Origin of the sequence: Psychroflexus montanilacus, from assembly GCF_020164535.1 — a bacterium.
Classification (GTDB): domain Bacteria; phylum Bacteroidota; class Bacteroidia; order Flavobacteriales; family Flavobacteriaceae; genus Psychroflexus; species Psychroflexus montanilacus.
Genome location: NZ_JAIQZC010000001.1, coordinates 907,728 through 920,377, shown reverse-complemented (window position 1 = coordinate 920,377; position 12,650 = coordinate 907,728). Strand labels below are relative to the sequence as shown.

Here is a 12,650-nt window from a genome sequence, read left to right as displayed (position 1 = left end):
AATTTTATATTTTGAAATTTTTAGTTATCAAATGCTTTTATGATTTGCATCGCCACCCGTAAAGCTTCTGTACCTTGCTCTAAAGTCACAATCGGCGTGGTGTCGTTTTCGATAGCCTCTGCAAAGGTCTCCAACTCATCCAATATGGCGTTGTTGGTTTCGATTTCAGGATTATCAAAATAGATTTGTTTTTTTACGCCCTCCGCATTCTGGAGAATCATAGCAAAATCATCTGGCTCTTTGGGGGCGTCTTTCATTTTTACGACTTCCGTCACTTTTTCAAGAAAATCAACAGATACGTATGCGTCTCTTTGGAAAAAACGAGATTTACGCATGTTCTTCAACGAAATTCTGCTGGCGGTTAAATTGGCCACACAGCCATTTTCAAATTGAATTCTGGCATTGGCAATATCTGGAGTTTCAGAAATGATAGCAACTCCGCTGGCGTTGATGTTTTTCACTTTGGACTTGACCACACTCAAAATGGCGTCGATGTCGTGAATCATCAGGTCTAACACAACCGGCACATCCGTTCCCCGAGGATTAAATTCTGCCAGTCTGTGAGACTCAATAAACATGGGGTTGTCAATTTTATCAATCGCCGCTCTAAAGGCGGGATTAAATCGCTCCACATGTCCTACCTGGCCTTTAACCTTATAGTTTTTGGCAAGTTCAATCAAGCTTTCAGCTTCTTCAACCGTAGAGGTGATGGGCTTTTCAACAAATAAATGCACACCAGCTTTTATGGCTTGTTCGGCGGTTTTATAATGATAGGTCGTGGGCGTAACGATATCGATCACGTCTACTTCCTTGAGTAAATCCTCGTAGTTTTCAAAGTAAGGATAGCCAAATTCTTTTTCAATGGCTAAGGCATGAGTTTTATTGGTATCGTGAAACCCAACGAAGGTATATTTTTTGGATTCATTGAGCAATCTCAGGTGAATTTTACCGAGATGTCCTGCTCCCAAAACGCCGACTTTTAGCATAAATAGTATGATTTTACACAAAAGTAACATTTCTTTTTCAGTAAACTGAACTCCCTGAAGTCTTATAGGATTTCTTTTAGATTTTACGAATACTTCGGCTACTGATTATAAAATGCTCAGCAGCATAGGTTGCAATATAAATCAGCAGGACTTGACTTATAAAATAAAAGTTTAGTTTTATAAGGAAGAATCAATTCCAGTCATGACCATGAAAAGTTACACGATTATTATTCAAATATGTCTTATTCTGATTTGCTTTCAATCTAGTTTGCTTGCTCAAGAAAACGATATTTTTATTAAGGCGGGCACTATGTATGATAGCAAGACCAATGCGCTTGTAGAAAACAAATGGATTCACGTGCAGGGCTCTAAAATCAATTCTGTTGAAGACTTTATAGAGGTTCCGGATGACGTTGAATTTATTGATTTATCAGATTATACAGTTCTTCCAGGATTGATAGATGCTCACACGCATGTGTTATTTTCTCAAGAAGCAAGTGAGGATTTTGCCGAACACAGTGTGAAATCTCTCATGATGGAAACCGATGCCTTGAGAGCTTTGCGGGGATTTAAAAGGGCTAAATCTTATTTAGACGTAGGAATTACCAGCATCAAAGATTTAGGGAATTCAGGACTTTTCTTGGATGTAGCATTGAGAGACGCTATAGAAGAAGGAACAGTAGCTGGGCCGCGCATCTTTGCTTCTGGTCCTATTATGGGCGCCGCTGGAGGGCAGATTTATGGGGTGTCTCCACAGCATCAAGACTTGATTGATCTGGAATACCGTATTATCAAAAGTGTTGACGATGCGAAAAACGCTGTTCGAGAGCACGTGAATCAAAATGTAGACCTTATCAAAATTTGTGCAGATAATCTCCCAAACAATACTGTTTTATCTGTCGAGGAAATGAAAGCAATCGTGCAAACGGCCCATTCACACAAGCTTACGGTTACTGCGCATTGTGTCACCAATGCTTCCGCTTGGAATGCTGTGGAAGCCGGCGTTGATGGTATTGAACACGGGTTTAATATCGCTGATTCTACCTTAACCAAAATGGCTGAAAAGAATATTTTTCTAGTTCCTACCGAAAATAGTCGAGCTTATATGAATACCTATGCTCAACTCCTCGGGCACAGTTCTGGTGAGGAGTTACCGTGGATAAACAAATACCTTCAAGCTATGGAAAATAGATTGTCTAAAGCTATTCAGCTTAATGTGCCTATCGTGGCAGGATCTGATAACTATACTGACATAGGGACTACTCGTGGGCAATCTTCTCAGGATATGTTTAGAACTTACTATGAAGCTGGAATGTCTCCGCTGGATATTTTGCAGTCTGCAACCTATATTTCAGCCGTTCATTTAAAAAAAGAAAATGAAATTGGTCAGCTAATTCCAGGTGCCAATGCAGATATTATTGCTGTAAAAGGCAACCTTTCAAAGGATTTCGTCAACAGCATCGAAACTATTGTTTTTGTCATGAAAGGCGGGAAGGTTTATCGAAACGTAGCAGAATAAAAATCTTTACACAATCTTTATAATTCAATAACTAAATTTGAAATAAAAATTGGATTTACTTCGAACTCGAAAATATTCTAAGAAAAATCAATATTTGATTAGTGTTTTACTCATAGTAATCACTTCCATATTGTGTTTTTTATCTGTTGAATTCATCGGTTATAGAACCGTTGCGCTTATATTACTTCTCGTAGTTTCTCTTAACGCTATTCTTTTTGATATTCTGCCAGTAATGCTCTCTGCTTTGCTAAGCGCATTAATCTGGAACTTCTTTTTTATACCACCAATTTTGACCTGGCGAATTGCTACGCCAGAAGATGCGTTGATGTTCTTAATGTACTTTGTCATTGCTTCCATCAATGCTGTTTTGACCTACAAAATTCGGCAGTTTGAACAAAAGGAGCGCCTGGAAGAAGAAAAAGCCAAAGCCATCCAACTATACAATACCTTGCTTAATTCATTATCTCATGAATTGAGAACGCCTATATCGACGATTATTGGTGCCATAGACACTATCAAAGATAACAACACACAGCTTTCAAAAGAAAATCAAAACGAACTGTATTCAGAAATCGAAATTGCAAGTTTTCGCCTGAACCGACAAGTTGAAAACTTACTTAGCATGAGTAGGCTAGAAGCAGGTTTTATTCAACCTAAAGAAGACTGGTGTGATCTAAATGAGCTTGTGTTTTCTGTTATCAAAGACAATAAAGATGATGCAGCTCACCATCAGATTAAATTTGAACCGAATGAAAATTTACCCTTATTTAAACTGGATAGTGGTTTAGTTGAGCAAGTTCTATATAACCTTGTTCATAATTCGTTACAACATACGCCAAAAGGGTCGACAATTAAAATTCAAATAGATCATAATTTGACGCATTGTTTCATTGAAGTTTCAGATAATGGCAAAGGCTTTCCGAAAAATGAAATTGATTATGTCTTTGATAAATTTTATCGATTAAATCATACCGCAACAGGAGGAACAGGATTAGGACTTTCCATCGTGAAAGGCTTCACTGAAGCTATGAAGGGTTTGGTTATTTTAGATAACCTGAAAGAAGGCGGGGCTCGTTTTACAGTAAAGATCCCATGTGAATTTTCAAAAAATCTCAACACTTGAAATGAATAAAGCTGAAATACTTATTATCGACGATGAACCACAAATAAGGAAGTTGCTTCAAATAAATTTGGAAAGCAATAATTATAAAGTAGTACAAGCCAGCACAGGAAAAGAAGGCGTGGTTTTGTCTGCAAGTCATCCTCCAGATCTGATTTTGCTTGACATTGGTTTACCAGATATGAGTGGTCACGAAGTTTTGTCTGAATTAAGAGGATGGTATAACAAGCCAATTATAATTCTTTCGGTCCAAGACAATGAATCTGATATTGTGTCTGCTCTAGACAATGGTGCGACAGACTACTTAACTAAACCTTTTAGGACTGGTGAGCTTTTAGCCAGGATCCGATCTGCTATTAGACGAAATCAAAATACAAAGAATGAGTCTACACTTATTTGCGGAGATGTTGAGATCGATTTAGTTGGGCGCATTGTAAAAAGAAAAGATGAAATGATAAAACTCACGTCAACCGAGTATAATCTACTTGCTTTATTTGCTAAAAACGAAGGCAAAGTATTAACGCATCAATATTTGCTTAAAGAAGTTTGGGGGTATAGCTACCAAACCGAGACCCAATACTTGAGAGTTTTTGTTGGGAGCCTAAGAAAAAAAATTGAAGACAACCCCAATAACCCGCAGCATCTTATTACTGAAAGTGGTGTAGGTTACCGTTTTCAATAGGAGGTTTTACTTCAAAAATCAAAAGTGTTATTTTCATTTTATTCCTCTTTATAAAATCTTTATATAACTTCAATAAACCTTAATTTTTCATATATCCATTTCGTCTGAACTTTGTATTCGTAATCAAAAATGAATATTTATTCAGCATATGGATCATTTCAAAATAGATAAGGAAACTACAAAATTGATTTTAGGTGTATTTAATAAAATCAATTTGCTTAAAAAAGCTTTGCATGAAAATCATCATCAGTCTAAGGAACTTCTAGAAAGCGGACAAGTTCTCAATAATATGATGAATAAGGCTCTAGAATCTCCTTCTCAAACCCTTTTAGAATCAAAATTTGGTTTAATGATAGAGCATGTTAAGCAACTCAGAACCTATTCTGATGCACAACACAACCTTCAAAATTCTCAAAACTTAACTCAACTATTCAATCTTCTCTTAGTCGATTTAACATCGCTTCAAGACAAAGTTGAAGCAGAACTCTAGGATTATGTATAAAACATTTATTAAACAGATTGCTAGCCTTCAAATCATATTAGGATTAGTCATGATAGTGCCTTCTGTTGTCGCAATTATTTATCAGGAATGGTATTCTCTCGCTGGTTTTTTAATAGCCGGAACTTTAACAACCCTTCTAGGGTATTTAGTGTATCGCCTTCTAAAAAATACTGAGGAACCTAAGTATAAGCATTCATTGGCTATTGCTGCCACAGGATGGTTGATGATTATGATTTTTGGGGCACTTCCTTATTTACTTATAGCTTGGATCACACCCTTAGCAGTCATGCAGGAATTTGTTCCCGTTGGCCAAGACTACACATCCAGTCTTTTAAACTTCAGAAATCCTCTTCACTGCCTTTTTGAAAGCACAAGTGCGTTCACTACCACAGGACTTACCATGGCTTATCACGAACCCTCTGTTGGAAAAGCCATGCTTTTTTATCGCTCTTTCTCCCAGTGGGTGGGTGGTGCTGGCTTTATCGTCATGTCTCTGGCGGTGTTCAAATCATTGCCTGGTCATGGAGCTGTTTTATTGTATGGCTCTGAAGCTAGCGGAACCAAACTTAGGACAAACGTGATACAGACCGCTAGAGCCATTTGGAAAGTCTACTTTTTTGTCACTATAGCAATGATAGTCTATATAGGTATTGGTACGCATTTCATATTACCAGATTACCCGCTTGCAGAAAATATTTTTGATGCTGTCAATAATGCCTTGACAGGTCAATCGACAGGGGGATTTAGTGTATTGGACGATAGTATCGCAGGTTATGAATCTGTCAACATGGAAATACTTTTTATTTTACCTATGCTGCTTGGTGGTTTATCTATACCCTTTTTCTACCGTTTTCTTTTTCAGCGTAAAATAGGTGAACTATGGGATGATATTCAAACCCGTTCTATCATCATTGCTTCTATTATTGGCGGTGTGGTTCTCTCTTTATTTTTGATGCACTCAGAAGTCGTAGACCATCCTTTTAGAGAAGGTGTATTTCAATTTGTGAGTGCGCTTACTACCACTGGCTGGCAAACTTCAGATATCGGAGCCTGGGATGATTTATCTGTACTGTTTATTGTAGCAGCAGCTATGATTATAGGTGGATCTGCAGGTGGTACCGTTGGGGGTATTAAAATTATTCGCGCTTTACTACTTCAAAAGGGACTTCGCTGGCACATCAATAAAATATTCTTCCCAAAAGATGCGGTAAAAGCCGTAAAATTTAATCACAAACTACTGCTTCCAAGGGAAATGAATTCAGAATTGGCTAGAGCAGGAATATTCACCTTTATCTATATTTTATTTGTCTTTTCATCCACATTATTCACGCTTTATTTTATGAATGGTGACTTCACTCTATCTGATGCTATTTTTGAAGCTGCCTCCGCTCAAGGTACAGTAGGCTTGAGTTCTGGTATTACAGACCCTTCTATGTCACCAATCTTAGAAAGCATTTATATTTTTCAAATGTGGGCAGGAAGAATTGAAATTATACCCGTCTTAGTCCTTTTAAGGGTTCTCATCTACGGCACTAAACCAAGAATTATTTAATCTTAAAACTAAATACTAAAATTATGCATATTATTATCATAGGTTCTGGAAGAACAGGAAAACATGTTATCGAAGCTGCAGTGAAAGATAACCACGATGTCTTTGTTATTGAGAAAGATAAAACTACTGCTGAATGGGCTGCAACTCATTTTGACTGTGTAGTCATTCATGCCGATGCTACAAGCATTGAAGCCCTTAAAGAAGTAAAAGCTGAAAAAGCTGACGCAATTGTTGTCACTACCAATGATGACGCAGTAAACTCTCTGGTTATCTTACTCGCCAAACAACTTGGAGTAAAACGTCTGGTGAGTTCTGTTAATAACGAAGAACACTTACCTGTTTTTGAGCAAATGGGAACAGATACCGTAGAAAGTCCTTTTCGTTTGAATGGGAAATATTTATACAGAACTGTTCAAGGTCCGAATGTAAAAGAATTTTTAGATTTGGGAGATGGTTTTGAAATCCTGGAATTAAAGGTGGAAATAAACTCAAAAATTTCTAATCGTTTGATTAAAGAACTAAATGAGGAAAAAATCTTACCTAAAGACTCACTTATTGTGATCATAAAGCGAGATAATGATATTATCATCCCCGATGGAGATGTTCGCATAAAAGAAGGTGATGTGGTCGTAGTACTTTCTAAAAGCAATAAAGTCACAGAGGTTTCAAACCTTTTTGGAAAAAAAATATAAGTATGAAAATTTTTAATCAATTCCTTTTAGCTCTTTGTTTTGTTTTTAGCTCGTTAACTGGGTCCAGCCAAACGGATGATGCTAAAAGTTGGGAAAAGAAACCAGAATTAAGCCTATCTGGTTTTGCAGATATTTTTTATGTGTACGATTTTAATCAGCCTCAAGGAACCCAGCGCCAGCCGTTTTTGTTTAACCACAACCGTCACAACGAATTCAATCTGAACCTAGGTTTGGTTCAGCTGAAGCTGAATCATGAAAAATACAGAGCCAATTTTGCTTTGCAAACGGGAACTTATGCTAACGATAACTATGCGGCCGAGCCCGGACTTTTAAAAAATATCTTTGAAGCCAATGTAGGAATTTCACTGAGTTCTGAAAACAATCTATGGCTGGATGCTGGTGTACTTCCTTCGCATATTGGCTTTGAAAGTGCCATTTCTATGGATAATATGACGCTGACCAGATCTTTATTGGCTGAAAATTCACCTTATTTTTTGACTGGAGCAAAACTGACTTACAACCCGGATGAAAAATGGGAGTTAGCAGCTTTAGTTGTGAATGGATGGCAACGCATTCAGCGACTGGAAGGTAATTCGCTGCTGTCTTTTGGAACGCAAGTGAATTACAGTCCTACCGATAACTTGAGCTTCAACTGGAGTACCTTTATAGGCACAGACGATCCAGATGCTACAAGACGCATGCGTTATTTCAATAACCTTTACGGGCAATTTCAAGTGAGTGATAAATTTGAACTCATCGCTGGTTTTGATCTTGGAGCCCAACAGGAAGCGAGAGGGAGTTCAGCTTATGACTTCTGGTTAAGTCCAGTTCTTATTGGTCAATTAACTTTAGATGAACAATGGAAAACGGCCTTCCGGGCTGAATACTACCAAGATCAAGAAGGAGTCATTATACCAACTAACTCTTTGAATGGGTTTAAAACCAGTGGGTTTTCATTAAACCTGGACTACTCTCCTGCAAAATCAATCGTCTGTAGAGTGGAGAGCCGATTGCTGAACAGTCAAGATCCCATTTTTGAAACCGACTCGGGTTCAAGTCAGATCAATTTTTTTGTAGCAGCTTCTATCGCGATCAAATTTTCGGAATTGGTAAGTAACTAGGGAGTAGCTGAGGTAAGTTTTTGAGCTTTTGGATTTAATGCCTAGAAAAGCTTAGTCCGTGGTTTTTTACATCAATTTTTTTCTAATTTTACTGAAAAACAGATCAAAACCTAAGCACTTGGAAGACAGTTACAGACAGCAAGGCAAACGCAAATTATTGGTAGAATTGATTCGGGAAAAAGGTATTAAAGATGAAAAGGTGCTAAATGCCATCAATGCTATACCTAGGCACTTGTTTATGGACAGTAGTTTTGAAGACCACGCCTACCAGGATAAAGCTTTTCCTATTGCCGCTGGACAGACTATTTCTCAACCCTACACCGTAGCTTTTCAAACTGAACTACTTCAGGTGAAGTCTGGAGAATCTGTTTTGGAAGTAGGGACGGGGAGTGGTTATCAGGCGGCGGTGTTATGCGAACTCGGAGCCAAGGTTTACACGATAGAACGTCAGCAAAAACTCTATAAGAAAACGAAAAATTTTCTTCAGCAACTCGGTTACAGACCAAAATTTATGAGTTTTGGAGACGGATATAAAGGCTTGCCAGACTATTCTCCTTTCGATAAAATCATTGTTACCGCTGGAGCGCCGTTTATTCCAAAACCGCTTTTATCTCAACTTAAAGTAGGAGGCAGGCTGGTGATTCCCGTTGGTGAAGATCCACAAATTATGACCTTGCTAAAGAGAACTTCAGCTACTAAATTCCAAAAGGAAACCTTTGGTGAGTTTCGGTTTGTGCCCTTGTTGGAGGATAAGAATTAGTTTTATGAGAATGATATAAATACTGTAGGTTCTCTTTTTTACTCAGAGAGCGCTAAGAATAAGGCTAAGAAAATTAAGATAAGAACTCTCTCTTGTAATTCAGAAAGAGAAGCCTTTTCAGCTTCGATGAGGAATCTTTGCGTTGATTTTAGAGATTTTTTAATTAATTATTCCTGCACTGTTTGAAGTTCGAGCGAAGTCGAGAACAAACTGTAAGATAAATATTGAATACAGAACATCGAATATTAAATACTGAAGTATTTTTTAATTTGTCTCTTGTCTCAAAACTAATCCACCACAAAGTCACAGAGGTCACAAAGTTAAAGTAACTCAAAAACATCCTTGTTTCAAGTTCGAGCTAAGTCGAGAACAAATTGTAAGATAAATATTGAATACAGAATATCGAATATTAAATACTGAAGTATTTTTTAATTTGTCTCTTGTCTCAAAACTAATTCACCACAAAGTCACAGAGGTCACAAAGTTAAAGTAACTCAAAAACGTCCTTGTTTCAAGTTTGAGCGAAGTCGAGAACAAATCACTTGATATATACCAAATACAGAACATTGAGTGCTAAATACTGAAGTATTTTTTAATTTGACTTCTTAACTTAAATACCCAAAATACATTTCCTAAAACCTATTATCTAATAACTAATACCTTTGATACTCAGAATGACAAGAAAAACATGCTATACGATTCTATAACGCATCCAGCAGTTTAATTCCAAATACAAAAGCACCGCTTTGCCATCCATCCTGATAAGGCTTGACATAATCTAATCTGAAAAATCTAAACTGACCAAATCCTAAATTATCCAAGCCAACAGAAAATTCTGAATAAGGTTTGTTGGCATCGGTAAATAAACTTTTGGCACCAATTACCATATTGTAGTTCAGCCGATTGAGTAAGGGGATTTTATTCAGAACGTAACCTTTGAAGTTATGTTCCAGATGCACATCGGCGTAATCTGAATTGGTAGACAATTCGTAATACGGCAGAAGGTTAAACTGGTTGAGGTAAGTGCTGGAAGTACCCACTCTGGTTTGATTGCCATTAAAATGTTTAAAATCCAAAAAGGAGATGTTCTCCGCATTGAAAAACAAGCCGCCGTTTAAACTATAACCCAGCTCACCAAATCTGGAAATGGTCTTGGTTTGCGTAAGTCTGGCTTTTATGAGATCGTAATTAAAATCAGAGATGTCTGAAGCAAATCCTTTTTCATAACTAAAACTCAATACAGGAAAACGGTTACTGTAGGTATCGTACTTTCCGTTGGGGGTTTCTATGTACTTTTGGTCAAAATTGACACGTCCTGCAAGTTGAAATTTTCCGATATTATGTGAGGGGAATAGCAAAGAACCAAAAGCTTCTGGAGCCAACGGATTATTGGCTGTGAACCCGCCATTACTGTTGCTTATTAGCGGTGAATTGGTGGAGTTGGTCAAGGCGCGTCGTCTTTCAAACTCCAGGCTAGCACTCATCCGTAATCCATTTATAACCTCCTGACTATAAGTAGCTTTACCAAATACTTTCTCGTAAAGTTTTAGATAATTTCTTTCAAAAAAGACAGAAGCTATCGAAGATAAACGCTCATTTATAGGATTGGTAGAATTGATTTCCTCCACTTTAGTTCCACCAGATAGACTTAAAAAGGGTTTTGAAAAATTATTAAACTTTTTGGTGAATTGTCCGTAGGCTCTCAGTTTTTCTTCGGAAAACCCATAATCCAAAAAGGCTCTTGCTTCCCAGAATTGGCGATAGGTTCCTGCGGTGTCTTTTTGTCTAAAATGGATATTGGATTTCAAATTAAAGCCTTGTACCGTATTGTAATTGAGGTTGGTGAGTCCTGCAAATCCTGCCTCACGATTGGTCGTTGAGTTTTGCCAGGAATACCCGAAAATTGGATCGGTTACGCTGAATTTGTTTCTGGCAGTATCTACAGAATCTTTGTAAGCTTGAGAATTCTTGAGGGTTTGGATGCTGTCTTTGAAGCTGTAATCCTTAAGTTCTAGTTCCGTTAATGGAACTGGCCTGTTTTTCTCCCAGAACAAACTGTCCTTGGTATTGGCTTCCTTGTCAAAAACGATGATAGCATTGCTGAAATCCTTTTTGGTAAGATTCGGGTTAAAGTCATAATCCTTGTATGACGCAACAAAATTCCCTCCTCCAGAAATACCAAAAATGCCCCAGCTAAAGGAGATGTCCTGCGAGATCAGTACCCAAAACGCGTTATCTTCACTGTAACTGAACGTCTGGTTGAGGTTGATTTCTTCAATCACCTCAATCTGGAGGGATTTTCCAGTGGTTTTCAACTCTACACCATACACTTCCCAGGTGTCTTCCAGAATGTAAATATGTCCGCTGAAGACGGCATCATTTGGTCGTTTTGGAATGACTTTAATTTTATTGACCAGAAATCTATCATTCTCATAAAAGGTTCCCACCAACTCATAATCGTAGTAATTCATGGCGAAATTAGCGATAGGGGAGACTAAATTGTTTCCAAGGTCCAAGGTATTTTCGTAAACTGAAAAATTAAACTCTTCAGCAGAATTAAAACTAAAGCCTCGGTCGTTTCCACTCACTTTGGAGGCCATTACATTTTCTTTGAATCGATTGGGGGCTTGGTAAGCGATTTTGGAAACCGTTTCGCTTAAATAGACCATACCACTTCTGGTGGAATCCAAGCCACCGCCTAGGTCGCCCACTTCCTGGCCAAGAATTTTTTCTGGTGCATTTTGAATTTCCCAAATCCCTTTAGAATAAAATTCGGCTTTGTATTCTTTGATTTTAGCCAGATTTTCCTTGCGTTGAGCTATGGCTTTTCTGATGATCGCATAAGCAGGATCTTCATTGTTGCTAATCACCACATCATCCAGACTCGTCACTTTTTCGGTGAGTTGAATTTCTAAATAGTTGTCATCTTCAGCAACAGTTTTGTTTACAGTTTCAAATCCTAAGAATTTAAAGACTAAAACCTGTTTTTTGGACGCGTCAATGTCAATTTTGAATTCACCGTTGGCATTGGTCGTGGTTCCGTTGAAGGTGCCTTCTACATAAACGTTGACGTTTTGCAAGGGAGAATTTTCAGTATCAGTTACTTTACCAGTGATTTGAGACTGGCATACAATTGAACAGAATAAAAAAGACAGGAGGAGAAGTTGGTGTTTCATTTAGTCAGGTTAGAGAATACTTAGGTGTTGTAAGTTTTATTGATTCTGTTAAGCTTACGTTTGGTGTCGCGGTCTTTAATAGTTTCACGCTTATCGTGTAATTTTTTACCCTTGCACAAGGCAATTTGTAGCTTGGCAAAGCCTCTGTCGTTTAAGAAAAGTCGAAGAGGAATGATCGTCAATCCGGTGTTTTTGACTTCTTTGTACAGTTTTTTTAGCTCCTGCTTATTCAATAAAAGCTTTCTGGCATTTTTGGCCTTATGGTTGAAATGGGTGGCATGAGAATATTCCTGAATATCCATATTGATCACAAATAATTCACCTTTATCATTGAATTCGCAAAAGCTTTCAGCAATATTGGCTTTTCCTTCTCGAATCGACTTGATTTCGGTACCCGCTAAAACAATTCCAGCCGTATATTTGTCCAGAATTTCATATTGAAATCTTGCTTTTTTGTTCTTTATGTTGACTTTATTTTTGACCATAGCGTTGAAATAATTCATTCAAAAATAAGACTTTTGAAAGGATAGAAGGAAGCTA

General features: G+C 37.6%; 11 protein-coding genes. 8 read left to right on the top strand and 3 right to left on the bottom strand.

Going from position 1 to position 12,650, the window contains the following annotated elements; translation table 11 throughout:
- Nucleotides 1–20: 20 nt before the first annotated feature.
- Nucleotides 21–986, bottom strand: coding sequence for a Gfo/Idh/MocA family protein (locus tag LB454_RS04285; RefSeq protein ID WP_224463385.1), 966 nt, complete (start codon nucleotides 984–986; stop codon nucleotides 21–23).
- Nucleotides 987–1,296: 310 nt separating this feature from the next.
- Between LB454_RS04285 and LB454_RS04280 the strand changes: the two genes are divergently transcribed.
- The 8 genes from LB454_RS04280 (at nucleotide 1,297) to LB454_RS04245 (ending at nucleotide 8,934) form a co-directional block, all read left to right on the top strand.
- Complete coding sequence (locus tag LB454_RS04280; RefSeq protein ID WP_224463384.1) at nucleotides 1,297–2,505, top strand: amidohydrolase family protein; 1,209 nt, start codon at nucleotides 1,297–1,299, stop codon at nucleotides 2,503–2,505.
- A 49-nt stretch (nucleotides 2,506–2,554) separates the two neighbouring features.
- Nucleotides 2,555–3,628, top strand: coding sequence for a sensor histidine kinase (locus LB454_RS04275; RefSeq protein ID WP_224463383.1), 1,074 nt, complete (start codon nucleotides 2,555–2,557; stop codon nucleotides 3,626–3,628).
- 1 nt (nucleotide 3,629) lies between these two features.
- Nucleotides 3,630–4,307 carry a response regulator gene (locus LB454_RS04270; RefSeq protein ID WP_224463382.1) on the top strand — a complete coding sequence of 226 codons (678 nt, stop codon included), beginning with the start codon at nucleotides 3,630–3,632 and terminating at the stop codon, nucleotides 4,305–4,307.
- 148 nt (nucleotides 4,308–4,455) lie between these two features.
- Nucleotides 4,456–4,797 carry a hypothetical protein gene (locus LB454_RS04265; protein ID WP_224463381.1) on the top strand — a complete coding sequence of 114 codons (342 nt, stop codon included), beginning with the start codon at nucleotides 4,456–4,458 and terminating at the stop codon, nucleotides 4,795–4,797.
- Between the two features lie 4 nt (nucleotides 4,798–4,801).
- Nucleotides 4,802–6,361: a TrkH family potassium uptake protein gene (locus tag LB454_RS04260; RefSeq protein WP_224463380.1), complete on the top strand. Its 1,560-nt coding sequence runs from the start codon at nucleotides 4,802–4,804 to the stop codon at nucleotides 6,359–6,361.
- Complete coding sequence (locus tag LB454_RS04255; RefSeq protein ID WP_322962841.1) at nucleotides 6,361–7,053, top strand: potassium channel family protein; 693 nt, start codon at nucleotides 6,361–6,363, stop codon at nucleotides 7,051–7,053. The genes LB454_RS04260 and LB454_RS04255 overlap by 1 nt, the downstream gene beginning before the upstream one ends.
- A gap of 2 nt (nucleotides 7,054–7,055) precedes the next feature.
- The gene (locus tag LB454_RS04250) at nucleotides 7,056–8,174 is read left to right on the top strand and encodes a porin (protein ID WP_224463378.1); all 1,119 of its coding nucleotides are present in this window, start codon (nucleotides 7,056–7,058) and stop codon (nucleotides 8,172–8,174) included.
- A gap of 118 nt (nucleotides 8,175–8,292) precedes the next feature.
- Nucleotides 8,293–8,934 (top strand): protein-L-isoaspartate(D-aspartate) O-methyltransferase, encoded by a 642-nt coding sequence (locus LB454_RS04245; protein ID WP_224463377.1) that lies wholly within the window; start codon nucleotides 8,293–8,295, stop codon nucleotides 8,932–8,934.
- A 701-nt stretch (nucleotides 8,935–9,635) separates the two neighbouring features.
- Here LB454_RS04245 and LB454_RS04240 read toward each other — a convergent pair.
- Both LB454_RS04240 and smpB read right to left on the bottom strand, forming a co-directional pair.
- The gene (locus LB454_RS04240) at nucleotides 9,636–12,110 is read right to left on the bottom strand and encodes a DUF5686 and carboxypeptidase regulatory-like domain-containing protein (protein ID WP_224463376.1); all 2,475 of its coding nucleotides are present in this window, start codon (nucleotides 12,108–12,110) and stop codon (nucleotides 9,636–9,638) included.
- 20 nt (nucleotides 12,111–12,130) lie between these two features.
- Complete coding sequence (gene smpB, locus LB454_RS04235) at nucleotides 12,131–12,595, bottom strand: SsrA-binding protein SmpB (RefSeq protein ID WP_224463874.1); 465 nt, start codon at nucleotides 12,593–12,595, stop codon at nucleotides 12,131–12,133.
- Between the last annotated feature and the right edge of the window lie 55 nt (nucleotides 12,596–12,650).